The organism is Bradyrhizobium sp. WYCCWR 12699, from assembly GCF_032144035.1.
GTDB lineage: Bacteria > Pseudomonadota > Alphaproteobacteria > Rhizobiales > Xanthobacteraceae > Bradyrhizobium.
This window is the reverse complement of sequence record NZ_JAVTJN010000005.1, coordinates 266323-284641: the sequence shown is the minus strand read 5'-3', so window position 1 is coordinate 284641 and position 18319 is coordinate 266323. Positions and strand designations below refer to the sequence as shown.

Below are 18319 nucleotides of genomic sequence, written 5' to 3'. Positions count from 1 at the left end.
CCTCGTACCCGGACTTATTTGGCTTCGTCATTCCGGGATGGCCCGAAGGGCCGGACCCGGAATCCATCCCACCTCAGCGTATGCGGCCCGATGGATTCCGGGTTCGCGACTTCGTCGCGCCCCGGAATGACGGTGGACTATTGCCCTCTCCGCCTTCGCGGAGAGGAAACGGATCACAGCCCCAGCACCGCCTTGGCGATGATGTTGCGCTGGATCTCGTTGGAGCCGCCGTAGATCGAGACCTTGCGGTTGTTGAAGTAGCTCGGCGCGATCTGGGCGGTCCAGTCCATGGCTTCGTTCGAGCCGTCGTCGCCGTGCACGTCGTAGGGCGCGGCGAACGGGCCGATGACTTCCATGAGCAGCTCGGTGGTGGTCTGCTGGATCTCGGAGCCCTTGATCTTCAGCACGGAGGATGCCGGATTGGGCTTGCCCTTGCCGTGCTTGCCCTCGTCGGCGACGACGCGCAACTGGGTCAGCTCGAGCGCCTTCAGCTCGATCTCGCAGGCCGCCAGCTTCTCGCGGAACGCCGCATCCTGGATGATCGGCTTGCCCGCGGATTCGACCTTGCCGGCGAGATCCCTGATGCGGCGCAGCCGCTCCTTGGAGACGCCAACGCGGGCGATGCCGGTGCGCTCGTTGCCGAGCAGGAATTTGGCGTAGTCCCAGCCCTTGTTCTCCTCGCCGATCAAATTCTCGATCGGAACCTCGACGTCGTCGAAGAAGACTTCGTTGACTTCATGGCCGCCGTCGATGGTCTGGATCGGGCGCACGGTGACGCCCTTGGACTTCATCGAGAACACGATGAAGGAGATACCCATCTGCTTCTTGGCGTTGTTGTCGGTGCGGCAGAGGCAGAAGATCATGTCGGCGTGCTGCGCCAAGGTGGTCCAGGTCTTCTGGCCGTTGATGATCCACTTGTCGCCACGGCGCTCGGCCTTGGTCTTGAGCGAGGCGAGGTCGGAGCCCGAGCCCGGCTCGGAGAAGCCCTGGCACCACCAATCGTCGACATTGGCGATGCGCGGCAGGTACTTCTTCTTCTGCTCCTCATTGCCGAAGGTGTAGATGACCGGGCCGACCATGCTGACGCCGAAGGCGAGCGGCTGCGGCGCCGGATAGGACTGCAGCTCCTCGTTGAAGATGTAGTGCTGCACGGAGGTCCAGCCCGTGCCGCCATATTGCTTGGGCCAGTGGCTGACGCCCCAGCCCTTCTTGTTGAGGATGCGCCACCAAGTCACCATCTCGTCCTTCGAGAGGTGGCGGCCCTCGACCATCTTGCGCCGCGTATCCGGCGGCACGTTGTCGCGGAAGAACTGCCGCACTTCCTCGCGAAACGCCTGCTCTTCTTTCGTGAATGCGAGATCCATCGGATCCTCCTGTGAATTACTGCAAAATCTCGAACAGCCCGGCCGCGCCCATGCCGCCGCCGACGCACATGGTGACGACCGCGTATTTGGCCTTGCGGCGGCGGCCTTCGATCAGGGCATGGCCGGTGAGACGCGCGCCCGACATGCCGTAGGGATGGCCGACCGCGATCGCGCCGCCGTCGACGTTGATCTTCTCGGGGTCGATGCCGAGCTTGTCGCGGCAATACAGCACCTGAACCGCGAAGGCTTCGTTGAGCTCCCACAGGCCGATGTCGTCGACGGTGAGGCCGTGGCGCTTGAGCAGGCGCGGCACGGCGAAAACCGGGCCGATGCCCATCTCGTCCGGCTCGCAGCCGGCCGAGACGAAGCCGCGGAAGATGCCGAGCGGCGCAAGACCGCGCTTGGACGCTTCCTTGTCGCTCATGATCACACTGGCGCTGGCGCCGTCCGAGAGCTGGCTGGCATTGCCGGCGGTGATCGAAAGGCCTTCGCCACGCACCGGCTTGAGGCCGGCGAGGCCCTCGATCGTGGTCTCGGGACGCGGACCCTCGTCCTGCGACAGCGTGACGTCCTTCATCGAGACAGCGCCGGTCGCCTTGTCGGTGACCGCCATCTGCGTCGTGATCGGCGCGATCTCGTCCTTGAACTTGCCGCCCTGCTGCGCCGCGGCGGTGCGGCGCTGGCTCTCCAGAGAATATTCGTCCTGCTTCTCGCGCGAGATGCCGTAGCGCTTGGCGACGACTTCCGCCGTGTCGATCATGGGCATGTAGACCTCGCCCTTGATCTTGAGCAGCGCCGGGTCCTGGGCGTGGAAGCCGTTCATCTTGTCGTTCTGCACCAGCGAGATCGACTCGCCGCCGCCGCCGACCGCGATCTCGACGCCGTCGAAGATCACCGAGCGCGCGGCGAGCGCGATCGCCTGCAGGCCCGAGGCGCATTGGCGGTCGATCGTGGTTCCGGCGACGGTGACGGGAAGGCCGGCGCGAAGCAGCGCCTTGCGCGCGATGTTGCCGCCGGTCGCGCCCTGCTGCAGCGCCGCGCCCATCACGACGTCCTCGATCTCCTTCGGATCGACCTTGGCGCGCGCGACGGCTTCGCCGATGGCGTGACCGAGCAGCGTTGCGCCCTCGGTGGCGTTGAGCGCGCCGCGATAGGCCTTGCCGATCGGGGTACGGGCGGTGGAAACGATGACGGCGTCGGTCAAGAACGACCTCCTGATGCGTGTTGAACGGATTGTGACGGTTTCTGCTGCTGGCGCAATTCGTGGCGCGACAATTTTCCGACCGGCGTGCGCGGCAAATCGTCGACGAATTCGACGGCGGCCGGCAATTCATGCTTGCCGAGCTTGCCGGCGAGCTGGGTGCGCAGCTCGTCGAGCGAGAACGGCTTTGCGTCCGGCTTCAGCTTGATGAAGGCTTTGGCGGCTTCGCCCCGATATTGGTCGGGAATGCCGAGCACGATCACCTCGTGCACGCCCGGGATGGTGTAGATCGCCTGCTCGATCATCTGCGGATAGACGTTGAAGCCGCCGGAGATGATCATGTCCTTCTTGCGATCGACCAGGAAGAAATAGCCGTCCGCATCGACATAGCCGATGTCGCCGGTGAGGAAGCGGCCGTCGACGAAGGCATCCGTGGATCCCTCCGGCTTATTCCAATAGCCCCTGGTGACGTTCGGGCCCTTGATGCGGATCTCGCCGACCTCACCTGGCGGCAGCACGCGCCTGGGATCATCCAGGGCGACCACGTCGAGCTCGATGCCGGGCAGCATCAGGCCGATCGAGCCGGGCTTCTCCGGGCCCGTGGGCGGATGACCGGTGCCGGGCGAGCAGGTCTCGGTCATGCCCCAGCCGCTCTTCAGCTTCTTGCCGACCTTGCGCTCGAAGAAGCTCGCGATCTCCACCGGCAGCGGCGCGCCGCCGGAGCCGATGGTGGCGAGCGAGGAGAAGTCGCGCCTGTCGAGATCGGGGAGCGCGGCGATCGCGATCCACATCGTCGGCACGCCCGGAAAGTAAGTCGCGCGCTTGACCTCGATGTCGCGCATCACGGCTTCGACGTCGAAGCGCTGATGCAGCGAGATCAGATTGCCGCGGCTGAGCGAGGACAACAGCACGACGGTGAGCGCATAGATATGAAACAGCGGCAGCACGCAGATCACGCGCTCGATCACCTCGCCGCGCGCGGCGCGGTTCGGCTTGCCCCAGACATCGTAGATCGACACGGCCGAGGTGAGATTGCCGTGGGTCAGCATGGCACCCTTGGGCAGGCCGGTGGTGCCGCCGGTATATTGCAGCAGCGCGACGTCGTCGGCCGTCACGGAAGGCCATTGCGCAGGGGTAGCCGCGCCCTCGACGAAGGCCTTGAAGGTGACGATGCGGGGATCATCGGGGATCGCCGCCTGCGGCGTGCCGACCTTGCCCCAATCATCGTCCTCGCAGACGACGAGGCGGTCGATCAGTCCCTTGTCCAGGAATTTCAGCGCGGTCGGCAGCAGCGCCTGGAGGTTCGAGGTGACGAGCAGGCGCGAGCCGGAATCCGAGACCTTGTGGGTCAGCGCGATCTCGCCGTCGAGCGGCGACAGATGCGCAACACGGGCGCCCGCCTTCAGCGCGCCGAAGAAACTGACGGGATGGTCAGGCGAATTGCCGAGGAACAGCGCGATCGACGTACCCTTGCCGCAGCCGGCGCGGAGGAATGCCGCGGCGGCGCGCTTGGCCATCGCGGCAAGCTCGGTATAGGTGATCGGACGGTCTCGAAATTCCAGCGCGGTGCGCGGGCCGTAGTCGGCAGCTGCCTTCGACAACAGGTCGGGCAACGTGCCCTGGACGATGGTGTCGTCCCACCGCACGCCCTCGGGATAAAACTGTTCGCCGGGATGGGTCATTGTTTGCATCACACTCGGTCGTCATTCCGGGGCGATGCGAAGCATCGAACCCGGAATCCATCGGGCCGCACGCCCTGAGGAGAGATAGATTCCGGGCCTGGCCCTGCGGGCCATCCCGGAATGACATGCGGATAGACTACGGCCATCAAGCCGCCCTCGACGCCGCCGCCAGCGAGGCGAAGGTCTTGCCTTCCGCCGCGAGCTTCTTCAGCAGCGGGGCGGGCTCGAGGCTCGGATCGTTGGTCTCCTTGGCATAGAAGGCCAGGCGATCGGCGATGTGCTTGAGGCCGACGCTGTCGGCCCAGAACATCGGGCCGCCGCGGTAGATCGGCCAGCCATAACCGTAGAGCCAGACCACGTCGATGTCGGAGGGACGCGCCGCGATGCCCTCCTCCAGGATCTTCGCGCCCTCGTTGATCATCGGATACATCATGCGCTCGAGGATCTCCTCGTCGCTGACGATTCGCTTCTTGCGGCCAAGACGCAGCAGCGTCTCGTCGATCAGCTTCTCGACCTCCGGATCCGGCATCGGCGCGCGGGAGCCGGCTTCGTACTTGTAATAGCCCTTGCCGGTCTTCTGGCCGAAACGGCCGGCTTCGCACAGCGCGTCCGCGATCTCCGACTTGATGCCGCGATCTTTCCGCGAGCGCCAGCCGATGTCGAGGCCGGCGAGATCGCCCATCGCGAACGGCCCCATCGGCATGCCGAATTTTGTCACGACGGCATCGACCTGCTGCGGCAAGGCGCCCTCGAACAGCAACTTCTCGGACTGCTTGCCGCGCTGGGCGAGCATGCGGTTGCCGACAAAACCGTCGCAGACGCCGACCACGGCCGGCACCTTCGCGATCTTGCGCGCGATGGAGACGGCCGTGACAAGAGCGTCCGGCGCCGTCTTGTCGGCGCGTACGATCTCGCACAGCTTCATGACGTTGGCCGGCGAGAAGAAGTGCATGCCGAGCACGTCCTGCGGACGCTTGGTCGACTTCGCGATCTCGTCGATGTTGAGGTAGGAGGTGTTGGAGGCCAGCACGGCGCCGGACTTGACGTATTGGTCGAGCTTGCCGAACACTTCCTTCTTCACCGCCATGGTCTCGAACACGGCTTCGATGACGAGGTCGGCATCGCCGACATTCTCGATGCCGACGACGCCGTTGATCAGCGCCATGCGCTTGGCGGGCGCGTCCGCGGGAATGCCGCCGCGCGCCGCGGTCGCTTCCCAGTTCTTCTGCATGATGCCCATGCCGCGCTTGAGCTGCTCTTCACCGGTCTCGATCAGCGTGACGGGGATGCCGGCATTGGCAAAGGACATCGCGATGCCGCCGCCCATGGTGCCGGCGCCGAGGATGGCGACGCGGTTCACGGGGCGCGACTTGGTGCCTTCAGGAACGCCGGCGATCTTGGCGGCTTCGCGCTCGGCGAAGAAGGCATAGCGCTGCGCCTTGGACTGATCGCTGGCGACGAGCTTCAGGAAGCCCTCGCGTTCCTTCTTCAGACCTTCGTCGAAAGGTAGGTCAATGGCGTAGCCCACGGCGTCGGCGGCGGCGAACGGCGCCTCCAGGCCGCGCGACTTCTTGGTCATGGCGGCGACCGCATTGGTGAAGATCGAGCGGTCGGCCTTGGCGGCCGCGATCTTGGAATCGTCGTCGCGCAGCCGCCGCAGCGGACGCTTCTCGGCCAGCAGCTTGCGCACGAAGGCTTCGCCGCCCGATGCCGGTCCCTCGACGATCTCCTCGATCAGGCCGTTCTTCAGCGCTTCCGCAGCACCGATGGGATCGCCGCCGACGATCATCTTGACGGCGAGCTCGGGACCAACCGCGCGCGGCAAGCGCTGGGTGCCGCCGGCGCCCGGCAGCAGACCGAGCTTCACCTCGGGCAGGCCGAGCTTGGCTTCCTTGACGGCGACGCGGAAATGACAGGCTAGCGCGACCTCGAGGCCGCCGCCGAGCGCGGTGCCGTGGATCGCGGCAACCACCGGCTTCGGCGAGTTCTCGATCTCGGAGAGCACGTCGTTGAGGGCGGGCGGCTTCGGCGGCTTGCCGAATTCGGTGATGTCGGCACCTGCAATGAAGGTGCGGCCGGCGCAGGTCAGCACGATGCCCTTGATGGCGGGATCGGCGATTGCGGCCTTGACGCACTCCAGGATGCCACCGCGGACTGCGGCACTCAGCGCGTTGACCGGAGGGCTGTTGACCGTGACGATCCCGATCTCGTCATGACGCTCAAGCTTGACCACTTCGCTCACGGTGTTCCCTCCTTGGTGGGATTAACTTTTGTTCGATTTCGCGGTGCGGAATTTAATTCCGCATCTTGACGGCAGGGTTATTTTGAAGCACGTGGCTTGTCAACGACTCCGCGCAAGAAGCAGATCAGGGATGAAGCGTACAGGAAAGAAGACTGCGACCGATCGGAATTTCGTCGTCGCGCTTTCCCGCGGACTGGACGTATTGCGAGCATTCCACCCCAATGACGGCCTTCTCGGCAATCAGGAGATTGCGGCGCGCACCAATCTGCCGAAGCCGACGGTGTCGCGGCTGACCTACACGCTGACCAAGCTGGGTTATCTTGCGCCGGTTCCCCGCTTCGAGAAGTACCAGCTCACGCCCGCCGCGATGTCGCTCGGCTACGCTGCGCTCGCCAATCTCGGCGTTCGGCATTTGTCCGAGCCGTTCCGCGAGGACGTGATGCGCGCGACCGGCGGCGCCGTCGCCGTCGGCGGGCGCGACCGTCACAGCATGATCTATTTCGGGCAAAGCCGCGGCAGCGAGACGGTCGGCGTTCAACTTGACGTCGGCTCCCGCGTGCCGATTGCAACCAGTGCGATGGGCCGCGCCTATTTCTGGGCGCTCGACGACGACGACCGCGCGGAGTTGTCGCGTCTGTTGCGCGAGCATTACGGCAGCCGCTGGCCCAAGATGCGCGACGGGCTGGAGCGTTCCGGCGAAACCGTCGCGAAATACGGCTTTGCGATCTCGGTCGGTGACTGGCACGACGACATCGGCGCCGCCGGCGTCGCGCTCAAGCTCAACGACGGAACCGGACCTTACGCGTTCAATTGCGGCGCGCCCGCATTCCGCTTCACGGAAGAGCGTTTGATCAACGACATTGGACCGCGTCTCCTAGCGATGGTAAGGAACATCGAAGCGGCGCTCGGGGGTCTGATGCCGCATTCCAAAAAAGACGTCAGCAAAAAGCTGAAATCAGGAGGGAAAGTTGCGCGTTTGGCCGAGGGGATCAGATAGTCTTTGTCATCGTCGGGAGCGGTTCGCATCGCCCCTTCGCTCACTGAACGACGTGAGCGAGACGAGATGACGCAGGCACAGCTCGCGCAGGGGACATCGCCCCTGCTCGCGGTTCGCGACGTCAGCGTCGTGTTCGGCGGCATTGTCGCGCTCAACGGTGTGTCCTTTGACATGCACAAGGGCCAGATCCTCGGCTTGATCGGGCCCAACGGCGCCGGCAAGACCACGCTGTTCAACTGTCTGTCCCGGCTCTATCAGCCCTCGTCCGGCGACATCCTGATGGAAGGCGCAAGCATCCTGACGCGGCCGCCGCACCGGATCGCCGAGATCGGGATTGGCCGCACATTCCAGAACGTGGCGCTGTTTCCGAACCTCTCGGTGATGGACAATGTCCGCGTCGGAACGCACGCCCGCACCTCCAGCGACATCATCAGCGACTCGCTGCGCCTTGCCTGGATCCGCCGCAGCGAGACCGACGTCAACAAGAAGGTGCACGAGATCCTCGCCTACCTCGACCTCGAGGACGTCGCCCACACCGTCGTGTCCGGGCTGCCCTTCGGCACGCAGAAGCGCGTCGAGCTGGCCCGCGCGCTCGCGGCCGACCCGAAGATCCTGCTGCTCGACGAGCCCGCCGGCGGCCTCAATCACGAGGAAGTCTACGTGCTTGGCGACCTCATCCGCCGCATTCGCGACGAACGCCATATGACGGTGCTGCTGGTCGAGCACCACATGGGCCTCGTGATGTCGATCGCCGATCACGTCGTCGCGCTGAATTTCGGCAAGAAGCTCGCGGAAGGCACGCCGGCCCAGGTGCAGGCGGACCCCGACGTCATCAAGGCCTATCTCGGGAGCAAGGACCAATGACGACACTGCTCAACGTCAAGGACCTGCGCGCCTATTACGGCCAGGTCCAGGCGCTCCACGGCCTTTCCTTCTCGCTGAACGAGGGATCGCTGACGACGCTGCTGGGCGCCAATGGCGCCGGCAAGACCACCACGCTGCGCGCGATCTGCAACATGGTGCGCTCGACGGGCGGGATCGAGTTCGACGGCAAGCCGCTGAACAACCGCTCAACCGAGAGCATCGTGCGGTTCGGTATTGCCCATGTGCCGCAGGGCCGCGGCACCTTCACCACCATGACGGTGGAGGAGAACCTCCAGCTCGGGGCCATCACCCGCAAGGACAGCGCTGGCATCGTCTCCGACATCGAGCGCATGTATGCACACTTCCCCGTGCTGAAGCAGCGGCACACCCAGCAGGCCGGCACGCTCTCCGGCGGCGAGCAGCAGATGCTCGCGGTCGCCCGCGCCCTGATGCTGCGGCCGCGGCTGATGCTGCTGGACGAGCCATCCTTCGGACTCGCGCCGCTGGTCGTGCGCGACCTGTTCGGCATCCTCGGCAAGATCAACCGCGAGGACAAGGTGTCGATCCTGGTGGTCGAGCAGAACGCCCAGCTCGCGCTCGAGCTCGCCGACCAGGCCTATGTGATCGAGACCGGCCGCATCGTGATGTCTGGCAACGCCAAGGACATCGCGAACAACGAAGAAATCCGCAAATCCTATCTGGGTTACTGAGGGAGCTGGGACAATGGAGCTGTTCACCAACCAGGTCCTGGCCGGCATTGCCACGGGCGCGATCTATGCCTGCATGGCGCTCGCCGTCGTCATGATCTACCAGGCCATCGACCATCTCAACTTCGCGCAAGGCGAGATGGCGATGTTCTCGACCTTCATATCCTGGCAGCTGATGCAATGGGGCGTGTCTTACTGGGCCGCCTTCGTGATCACGCTGGCATTCTCCTTCGTCGCCGGCATCGCGATCGAGCGTATCCTGTTCAAGCCGCTTGCGAAAGCACCGGTGCTGACCAACGTCGCCGGCTTCATCGCGCTGTTCGCGATCATCAACTCCTCGGCCGGCCTGATCTGGGACTTCACCATCAAGCAGTATCCGACCCCGTTCGGCTCCTCGCCGTTCCTCGGCAGCCAGCTGATCTCGACCCACCAGGCCGGCATGATCGGCGTCACCGTGCTGCTGCTGCTCGGCCTCTACTTCTTCTTCCAGTACACGCGGATCGGTCTTGCGATGCGCGCAGCCGCCTCGGTGCCTGAATCGGCCCGCCTCGTCGGCATCAACACGAGCTGGATGATCGCGCTCGGCTGGGGCATGGCGACCGCCATCGGATCGATCGCCGGCATGCTGATCGCACCGGTGGTGTTCCTCGAGCCCAACATGATGGGCGGCGTGCTGATCTACGGCTTTGCCGCCGCGGTGCTCGGCGGATTGTCGAGCCCGTTCGGCGCCGTGGTCGGCGGCTTCCTGGTCGGCGTCTTCGAGAACCTCGCCGGCACTTATATCCCCGGCGTCGGCAACGAGCTGAAACTCCCGATCGCGCTCGCGCTGATCATCTCCGTCCTGGTCGTCAAACCCGCTGGCCTGTTCGGCCGGCAAATTGTCAAGCGAGTTTGATCATGAGCGCTGCAGAAGAAGTCGTTGCAGAAGGCCACCAGGCGGTCGAGGCGGTTCCTAAGCGAGCCATGACGCTCGGCACGGGCACCTCGCTCCTGGTGCTGGCGGTGCTGTTGCTCGTGCCGGTGTTCGTCAAGAACTTCATCATCTTCCAGATGACGATGCTCTTGATCTACGGCCTTGCCGTGCTGGCGCTGAACATCCTGACGGGCGGAAGCGGCCAGTTCTCGCTCGGCCAGAGCGCATTCTACGCCGTTGGCGCCTATACGTCGGCGGTGCTGATGGAGTACTTCAACGTCAACTACGCGCTGACCATTCCGATCTCAGCGGTGGTTTGCTTCGGATTCGGCTACCTGTTCGGCAAGCCGGCGCTGCGGCTGTCTGGCGTCTACCTCGCGCTCGCGACCTTCGCGCTTGCAACCGCTATGCCGCAACTCCTGAAGCTGAACTTCCTGGAACACTGGACCGGCGGCGTGCAGGGCCTCGTCGTCACCAAGCCGGACGCGCCGTTCGGCCTGCCGATGTCGCAGGACATGTGGTTGTACTATTTCACGCTCGTCGTGACGCTCGCGATCTACATCTTCTCGGTGAACCTGCTGCGCTCCCGCTCGGGCCGCGCCTTCATGGCGATCCGCGACAACGAGATCGCGGCCTCCTCGATGGGCGTCAACGTCGCACTGTACAAGACGCTGGCCTTCGGGGTGTCCGCCGGCATCACCGGCGTTGCCGGCTCGCTGGGCGCCATCGCGGTCCAGTTCGTCGCGCCGGACAGCTACACCATCACGCTCGCGATCTCGCTGTTCCTCGGCATGGTGGTCGGCGGCGTCGGCTGGCTGCCCGGCTCGTTCGTCGGCGCGGCCTTCATCATCTTCGTGCCGAACATGGCGGAGAGCATCTCCAAGGGCCTCTCCGGCGCAGTGTTCGGCGTGCTGCTGTTCCTCGTCATCTACCTCGTGCCGCACGGCGCAAGGCAGATTGCGATCATGGGCCAGCAATTCGCCGGCAAGCTCAAAAGAAACTGAAACCCTCAAAGACTGTTGTTTAAACCAAGGAGACCGAATTGCATTTTGGAAGAACACTGCGAGCCGCCGCGCTGGTCACGGCAACGGCGGCCATTGCCCTCACCTCCGGCGCTGCACTCGCCCAAAAGAAATACGACACCGGAGCGTCCGACACCGAGATCAAGATCGGCAACATCATGCCGTACAGCGGTCCGGCGTCGGCCTATGGCATCATCGGCAAGACCGAAGAAGCCTATTTCAAGATGATCAACGACAAGGGCGGCATTAACGGCCGCAAGATCAACTTCGTCACCTATGACGACGGCTATTCGCCGCCGAAGGCCGTCGAGCAGGTGCGCAAGCTGGTCGAGAGCGACGAGGTTCTGGTCGTCTTCAATCCGCTCGGCACGCCCTCGAACAGCGCGATCCAGAAGTACCTCAACGCCAAGAAGATCCCGCAGCTGTTCGTCGCCACCGGCGCCACCAAGTGGAACGATCCGAAGAACTTCCCCTGGACCATGGGCTGGCAGCCCTCCTACCAGAGCGAAGCGCAGATCTACGCCAAATGGCTGATGAAGGAGAAGCCCGACGCCAAGGTCGCAATCCTCTATCAGAACGACGATTTCGGCAAAGACTACCTCAAGGGCACCAAGGATGGCCTGGGCGCCAAGGCCTCGTCCATGATCATCATGGAAGAGAGCTATGAAGTGTCCGAGCCCTCGATCGACGGCCACATCGTCAAGATCAAGGCGGCCAATCCCGACGTGCTCCTGATTTATGCGACGCCGAAGTTCGCAGCCCAGACCATCAAGAAGACGGCCGAGCTCAGCTGGAAGCCGCTGCAGATCCTCACCAACGTGTCGATCTCGGTCGGCAGCGTGATGAAGCCGGCCGGCTTCGAAAACGCGCAGGGCGTGCTGTCGGCGGCCTATGCCAAGGACTCCACCGATCCGCAGTGGGCCAACGATCCCGGCATGAAGAAGTGGAACGAGTTCGTCGACAAGTACATGCCCGGCGCCGACAAGTCCGACACCAGCATGGTCTATGGCTACGGCGCGGCGTCGACCCTCGCCAAGACGCTGGAGATGTGCGGTGACGACCTCACCCGCGCCAACATCATGAAGCAGGCGGCGAGCCTGAAGGACTTTGCCCCGGACACCCTGCTGCCCGGCGTCAAGATCAACACCAGCGCCACCGACTTCGCTCCGATCGCCCAGCTCCAGATGCAGCGTTTCAAGGGTGAGAAGTGGGAACTGTTCGGCGAGATCATCAGCGGCGACGTCGCCTCCGAGTGACACGCTGACGCGATAGTCCAACTATCGAGAAGCCCCCGCGAGCGATCGCGGGGGCTTTTTGTTGACGGCCGGCGTCAATCTTGTTCAATGCAGCGCCGACGCAACTCGGGGCAGGAGAACAATGACCGCCGTTCGTTTTCAGGTTGCGGCCCTCTGGACCGTCCTCGCTTTGTGCGCTGCAATGGGCAGCCCGGCACTGGCGCAAAAGAAGTACGACAGCGGCGCCTCCGATACCGAGATCAAACTAGGGAACATCATGCCCTATAGCGGCCCGGCCTCGGCTTATGCCGCGATCGGCAAGGCCGAGGAAGCCTATTTCAACAAGGTCAATGCCGAGGGTGGCGTCAACGGCCGCAAGATCAAGTTCATCTCCTATGACGACGGCTATTCGCCGCCGAAGACCGTGGAGCAGGCGCGCAAGCTGGTCGAGAGCGACGGGGTGCTCCTGATCTTCGGCTCGCTCGGCACCTCCACCAACGGCGCCATCCGCAAATACCTGAACGAGAAGAAGGTGCCGCAATTGTTCGTCGCGAGCGGCGCCACCAAGTGGAACGATCCCAAACAATACCCCTGGACCATGGGCTGGCAGCCGAGCTACGCGAGCGAGGCGCGCATCTATGCCAAGTACATCATGAAGGAGGCGCCGGACGGAAAGATCGGCGTGCTCTACCAGAACGACGATTTCGGCAAGGACTATCTGAAGGGGCTGAAGGATGGCCTCGGCGCCAAGGCCTCGATGATCGTGCTGCAGGAGGCCTACGACACCTCCGAGCCGGCGATCGACGAGCACATCGTGAAGCTGAAGGCTTCGGGCGCCGACGTCTTGATCAGCATTACCACCCCGAAATTCGCCGCGCAGGCGATCAAGAAGGCGGCGGAGATCAACTGGCACCCGGTCCACATCGTCTCCAACGTCTCGGCCTCCGTCGGCGGCGTGATCGAGCCGGCCGGCCTCGAGATCTCCCAGGGCCTCCTGTCGGCGAGCTACCTCAAGGATGGCACCGATCCGCAGTGGAATGCCGATGACGGCATGAAGAAATTCTATAACTTCCTCGCGCAGTACGATCCCAAGGCCAACAAGCTCGATGCCGGCGTCGTGTTCGGTTATGCCGCCGCGCAGACAATGGTGAAAGTGCTGCAGATGTGCGGCGACGATCTCACCCGCGAGAACGTCATGAAGCAGGCCGCTTCCTTGAAGGATTTCGCACCCGACACGCTGCTGCCCGGCATCAAGATCAACACCGCCCCGGACAATTTCGCCCCGATCGAGCAGCTGCAGATGATGCGTTTCAAGGGCCGGAAATGGGAGCTGTTCGGCGACATCATCTCCAGCGAGATGGGCCACTGACGTCGCGCAATTCAAGATAGCCTACTGGCGAGTTAATCAACTCAAGACAGCGGCCCCTTCTCGCAGTCGCACACGGAAAGCCGCCCGTCCGTGACTACTAAAGACGCAGCCCCTGCGACGCCGTCGCAGGGGCTTTCTGTTGAAGGTCGCAGCTAAATCGTATTGAATTGCGGTCGCGTCACCAAAAACCATCAAGCCAAGAAAAGGGACGCACACACACCAAGAAAAATTAGGGAGATTGGAATGCCCGCTGTCACCGGCAAGCTTGCGACCGCGTCACTGGCACTCGCGCTCATTGCGGCCTCGACCTCGATTGCATCGGCCCAGAAGAAATACGATACCGGCGCGACCGACACCGAGATCAAGATCGGCAACATTATGCCCTACAGCGGACCGGCCTCCGCCTACGGCATCATCGGGCGGACCGAGGCCGCCTATTTCAAGAAGATCAACGACGAGGGCGGCATCAACGGCCGCAAGATCAACTTCATCTCCTACGACGATGGCTATTCGCCGCCGAAGACGGTGGAGCAGGCGCGCAAGCTGGTCGAGAGCGACGAGGTGCTGTTCATCTTCAACTCGCTCGGCACGCCGCCGAACTCGGCGATTCACAAATACATGAATTCCAAGAAGGTGCCGCAGCTGTTCGTCGCCACCGGCGCAACCAAGTGGAACGATCCGAAGGACTTCCCGTGGACCATGGGCTGGCAACCCAACTACCAGAGCGAAACGCAGATCTATGCGAAGTGGCTCTTGAAGAACAAGCCGGATGCCAAGATCGCCGTGCTGTTTCAGAACGACGATTACGGCAAGGATTACCTGAAGGGGCTGAAGGACGGCCTCGGGGCGAAGGCCTCTTCGATGATCGTCATGGAGGAGAGCTATGAGACCTCCGAGCCGACCGTCGACAATCACATCGTCAAGCTGAAGTCGACCGGCGCCGACGTCTTCATGAACATCACGACGCCGAAATTCGCAGCGCAGGCGATCAAGAAGAACGCCGAGATCGGCTGGAAGCCGCTGCACTTCCTCAACAACGTCTCGGCTTCCGTCGGCAGCGTGCTCAAGCCCGCCGGCTTCGAGAATGCCCAGGACATCATTTCCGCCGACTATCTCAAGGACGTTTCCGATCCCGAGTGGAACAACGACCCCGGCATGAAGGATTTCCTCGCCTTCATGACCAAGTACTTCCCGGAGGGCGACAAGCTCGACCATGGCACCATCGTCGGCTACGGCGTGGCGCAAACCCTCGTCCAGGTGCTGAAGCAGTGCGGCGACGATCTCACCCGCGCGAACATCATGAAGCAGGCCGCCAGCCTGAAGGACTACCGCACCGAAGTGCTGCTGCCGGGCATCCAGATCAACACCTCGCCGACCGACTTTGCACCCATCAGCCAGCTCCGGCTCGAGAGGTTCAAGGGCGAGAAGTGGGAGCTGTTCGGCGACGTGATCAGCGCCGACGTCGGCGGCTAGACGGCTGAAATACACGATGACGAAAGAACCCCCTGGGCGCATCGCACAGGGGGTTCTTGCTTGCCTTTCGATTATGATGACGCGATTGCACAATCGAATGATGGCAAAGTCCGCTTACGCTTTGGCGGCCAATGCGGTAGGCATGTGACCGGCGCGCTCGCCGCCAGTGTTTCTGTCCGCCCAAGGCTTTTCGTCATGACCGACCGACGTCCTCTGCTCCGCGCACTCTACGACGCTGCCGTTGCCGCCGCCCATCCGAGCACAATTCTGGCGCCGCATTTGCGGCCCGCGCCGAGGGGACGCGTGATCTGCCTTGCCGCCGGCAAGGGCGCGGCAGCGATGGCCGCGGCGGCGGAGCGCCATTATCTCGACACGCTCCAGCTCGCACCGGAACGCCTCGTCGGCATCGCCACCACGCGTCACGGCTACGGTGTGCCGACGCGCCGCATCCGCGTGGTCGAAGCCGGTCATCCCGTGCCCGATGAGGCCGGCCTCAAGGGTGCCGCCGACACGCTCGCGCTCGCTGGCGAAGCCGGGCCGGACGATCTGCTGCTGGTGCTGCTCACCGGTGGCGGCTCGGCGAACTGGATCGCACCGAGCGAGGGCATCAGCTTCGCGCAGAAGCAGGCGGTCAACAAGGCGCTGCTGCGCTCGGGTGCGCCGATCGGCGAGATGAATACGGTGAGAAAACACCTGTCGCGGATCAAGGGCGGCCGGCTCGCCCGCGCCGGCAAGAATGCCGCCGAGATCGTGACGCTCGCGATCTCGGATGTGCCGCATGACGATCCGTCCGCCATCGCCTCCGGCCCGACCGTGCCTGATCCGACCACGCTGGCCGATGCACGCGCCATCGTCGCGAAATACAAGCTCGACATTGACGATGCCGTCCGCCGTGCGCTCGACGATCCCGCCAACGAAAGCTGCAAGCCCGATGATGCGGCTTTCGCGCGCGCGCATTTCGAGCTCATTGCGCGGCCCAAGCAGTCGCTCGACGCCGCGGTGAAGCTCGCGCGGCAATCCGGCTACGAGACCATCGACCTCGGCGCCGACCTCGAAGGCGAGGCGCGCGAGGTCGCCGCCGCTCACGCCAGGATGGCGCTGGACGCACGCGCGCAAGGCAAGCGCCTTGCAATCCTGTCCGGCGGAGAGCTCACGGTCACCGTGCGCGGCCAGGGACGCGGCGGCCCGAACCAGGAATACGCGCTGGCGCTCGCCAGCCTGCTCAAGGACACGCCTGATATTGCGGCGCTGGCCGGCGACACCGACGGCGCCGACGGCGGTGCCGGCCACCCGACCGACCCCGCGGGGGCGCTGATCGATGCCGCGACCTTCGCGAAGATGAAGGCGCTAGCGCTGCAACCACAGGCCTATCTGGACAACAACGACGCCACCGCCTTCTTCGAGGCGACCGGCGATCTGCTGCAACCGGGCCCGACGCTGACCAACGTGAACGATATCCGGGTGATCCTGGTGGATTGAGGCTGCTCTTACCCTCCCCTGGAGGGTAAGATCAGAACTCGCTCGCGATCTTCGAGAGCATCGCGATCAGGGCTTCGCGGTTGCTCTGCCCGAGCAGATCGTTCAGCCGCGCCTCGTGCTTGGTGGCGACGAGCTTCTTGGCGCGGGCCAGCACGGCCTTGCCCTTGTCGGTCAAAACCAGGATGTGCGAACGGCGGTCGTTGGTGGAGCGGATCCGCGCGCAAAGGTCGCGGCTCTCGAGGTTGTCGAGCATCGCCACGAAGTTCGGCCTGAGGATGCCGAGGGTGGAGGCGATCTCGGTCTGGTTACGGCCGGGATTCTTCTCGACCAGCAGCAGCACCGAGAACTGCGCCGGCGTGAGCTGGAGCGAGGCCATGCACCGCAAGAAGTTCTCGAACACCTTGAGCTGCGCCCGCTTCAGGACATAGCCGAGCTGTTCGGAGAGCTCGCCGAGCTGGAGGGCTTCCGCCTGCGGCTCGCTCGCGTCCTTGCGGCCCTTGGCCGCCTCGCCGGGCTTTTCGGAGGACTTTTCAGCGGTTTTGGAAACGGTCATCGCCTCGTGCTCGTATTCCCGCTAAATTTGGGGCGGGTCGCCCCTCACCCTTGAAGTTATATTTGATAATTGTTATGGACCATATCAAATATCGCATGCGTTTTTCAATGGCTGTGAGCGGACCGTCCACCACAATCGGGGGGACCGGTCCGAATCTTTAGGGGGAGCGTCCGGTCTTGAATACCACCATCATGCTGTTCCTGGTGCAGGACGGCATTACCAATGGCGCGATCTATGCGCTGCTCGGCCTGGCGCTGGTGCTGGTGTTCGCCGTCACCCGCGTCATCCTCATTCCCCAGGGCGAATTCGTCACCTATGGCGCGCTGACCTATGCCTCGCTGGCCGCGGGCCAGATGCCGGGGACGGCCAAGCTCGCGCTGGCGCTCGGCGTCGGCGCCTTCGCCTTCGACCTGTTCGAAGGCCGCAAGGCGCTGCACGGGCGACTGGTCGTGCGCAGCCTGATCACCAACGTCGTGCTGCCTGCCATCGTGCTGGCGCTCACCGTGTACTTCGCCGCCCAGAAGCCGCCGGTCGCCATCTGCATCGCGCTGTCGCTGATGATCGTGGCGATGATCGGCCTCTATCTCTACCGCATCGCGTTCCAGCCGCTGGCGCACACATCGGTGCTGGTGCTGCTGATCGCCTCCGTCGGCGTCCACCTCGCGCTGCAGGGCCTCGGCCTGCTGTTCTTTGGCGCCGAAGGCCAGCGCGGACCCGCCGTGCTGTCCGGCGCCTTCACCGCCGGCGCGCTGCGCTTCACCGGCCAGAGCCTCACCGTCTACGGCATCACCATCGCCTTCATCGTCGGGCTCTGGCTGTTCTTCGGCCTGACGCTCTACGGCAAGGCGCTGCGCGCGACCGCCGTGAACCGGCTCGGGGCGCGGCTCGCGGGCATCCGCACCACGTTGTCGGGGCAGATCGCCTTCCTGCTGGCCTCCGTGATCGGCGCGCTGTCGGGCATCATGATCGTGCCGATCACGACGCTCTATTACGACTCCGGCTTCCTGATCGGCCTGAAAGGCTTCGTCGCCGCGATCATCGGCGGCCTCGTCAGCTACCCCCTCACCGCCGTCGCGGCGTTGGTGGTCGGCATCGTCGAGGCGTTCTCGTCCTTCTATGCCTCCAACTACAAGGAGGTGATCGTTTTCATGCTCTTGATCCCCGTGCTGTTGCTGCGCTCGCTCGCCGCGCCCGCCGTCGAAGAAGAGAAGGACTGAG

Annotated in this window: 15 protein-coding genes; 10 read left to right on the top strand and 5 right to left on the bottom strand. The window is 64.0% G+C overall.

The features are described 5' to 3' along the window. Nucleotides 1-173: 173 nt before the first annotated feature. The 4 genes from pimC to RPS27_RS06020 all read right to left on the bottom strand — a co-directional run bounded on the left by pimC (nt 174) and on the right by RPS27_RS06020 (nt 6489). Nucleotides 174-1364, bottom strand: a complete 1191-nt coding sequence (pimC, locus tag RPS27_RS06035; RefSeq protein WP_194404498.1) for a pimeloyl-CoA dehydrogenase large subunit — start codon at nt 1362-1364, stop codon at nt 174-176. 16 nt (nt 1365-1380) lie between these two features. Further along, on the bottom strand, nt 1381-2568 hold the full coding sequence (locus RPS27_RS06030; protein ID WP_212067855.1) for an acetyl-CoA C-acyltransferase: 1188 nt from the start codon (nt 2566-2568) through the stop codon (nt 1381-1383). Further along, nucleotides 2565-4247, bottom strand: a complete 1683-nt coding sequence (gene pimA, locus RPS27_RS06025; protein WP_212067854.1) for a dicarboxylate--CoA ligase PimA — start codon at nt 4245-4247, stop codon at nt 2565-2567. The genes RPS27_RS06030 and pimA overlap by 4 nt, the downstream gene beginning before the upstream one ends. Nucleotides 4248-4392: 145 nt before the next feature. Next, the gene (locus RPS27_RS06020) at nt 4393-6489 is read right to left on the bottom strand and encodes a 3-hydroxyacyl-CoA dehydrogenase NAD-binding domain-containing protein (protein WP_313753930.1); all 2097 of its coding nucleotides are present in this window, start codon (nt 6487-6489) and stop codon (nt 4393-4395) included. 130 nt (nt 6490-6619) lie between these two features. Between RPS27_RS06020 and RPS27_RS06015 the strand changes: the two genes are divergently transcribed. The 9 genes from RPS27_RS06015 to RPS27_RS05975 all read left to right on the top strand — a co-directional run bounded on the left by RPS27_RS06015 (nt 6620) and on the right by RPS27_RS05975 (nt 16548). Further along, nucleotides 6620-7486, top strand: a complete 867-nt coding sequence (locus RPS27_RS06015) for an IclR family transcriptional regulator (protein ID WP_194408460.1) — start codon at nt 6620-6622, stop codon at nt 7484-7486. 66 nt (nt 7487-7552) lie between these two features. Further along, nucleotides 7553-8350 carry an ABC transporter ATP-binding protein gene (locus tag RPS27_RS06010; RefSeq protein ID WP_211415837.1) on the top strand — a complete coding sequence of 266 codons (798 nt, stop codon included), beginning with the start codon at nt 7553-7555 and terminating at the stop codon, nt 8348-8350. Next, nucleotides 8347-9060 (top strand): ABC transporter ATP-binding protein, encoded by a 714-nt coding sequence (locus RPS27_RS06005; RefSeq protein ID WP_008135694.1) that lies wholly within the window; start codon nt 8347-8349, stop codon nt 9058-9060. Before RPS27_RS06010 ends, RPS27_RS06005 begins: the two co-directional genes overlap by 4 nt. 13 nt (nt 9061-9073) lie before the next feature. Beyond that, nucleotides 9074-9952, top strand: coding sequence for a branched-chain amino acid ABC transporter permease (locus RPS27_RS06000; RefSeq protein WP_194404503.1), 879 nt, complete (start codon nt 9074-9076; stop codon nt 9950-9952). A gap of 2 nt (nt 9953-9954) precedes the next feature. Further along, complete coding sequence (locus RPS27_RS05995; protein ID WP_211415836.1) at nt 9955-10974, top strand: branched-chain amino acid ABC transporter permease; 1020 nt, start codon at nt 9955-9957, stop codon at nt 10972-10974. Between the two features lie 38 nt (nt 10975-11012). After that, complete coding sequence (locus RPS27_RS05990; RefSeq protein WP_211415835.1) at nt 11013-12248, top strand: ABC transporter substrate-binding protein; 1236 nt, start codon at nt 11013-11015, stop codon at nt 12246-12248. Nucleotides 12249-12369: 121 nt separating this feature from the next. Beyond that, entirely contained in the window at nt 12370-13596 is a 1227-nt protein-coding gene (locus RPS27_RS05985) for an ABC transporter substrate-binding protein (protein WP_212067852.1), read from the top strand. 243 nt (nt 13597-13839) lie between these two features. Further along, entirely contained in the window at nt 13840-15069 is a 1230-nt protein-coding gene (locus RPS27_RS05980) for an ABC transporter substrate-binding protein (RefSeq protein ID WP_212067851.1), read from the top strand. Nucleotides 15070-15264: 195 nt separating this feature from the next. Then, complete coding sequence (locus tag RPS27_RS05975) at nt 15265-16548, top strand: glycerate kinase (protein WP_212067850.1); 1284 nt, start codon at nt 15265-15267, stop codon at nt 16546-16548. A gap of 31 nt (nt 16549-16579) precedes the next feature. On the opposite strand, the gene RPS27_RS05970 is transcribed toward RPS27_RS05975, so the two are convergent. Then, nucleotides 16580-17101, bottom strand: a complete 522-nt coding sequence (locus RPS27_RS05970; RefSeq protein ID WP_194404509.1) for a MarR family winged helix-turn-helix transcriptional regulator — start codon at nt 17099-17101, stop codon at nt 16580-16582. Nucleotides 17102-17277: 176 nt separating this feature from the next. Between RPS27_RS05970 and RPS27_RS05965 the strand changes: the two genes are divergently transcribed. Beyond that, nucleotides 17278-18318, top strand: coding sequence for a branched-chain amino acid ABC transporter permease (locus RPS27_RS05965; protein ID WP_212067849.1), 1041 nt, complete (start codon nt 17278-17280; stop codon nt 18316-18318). The last annotated feature ends 1 nt before the right edge of the window (nt 18319 follow it).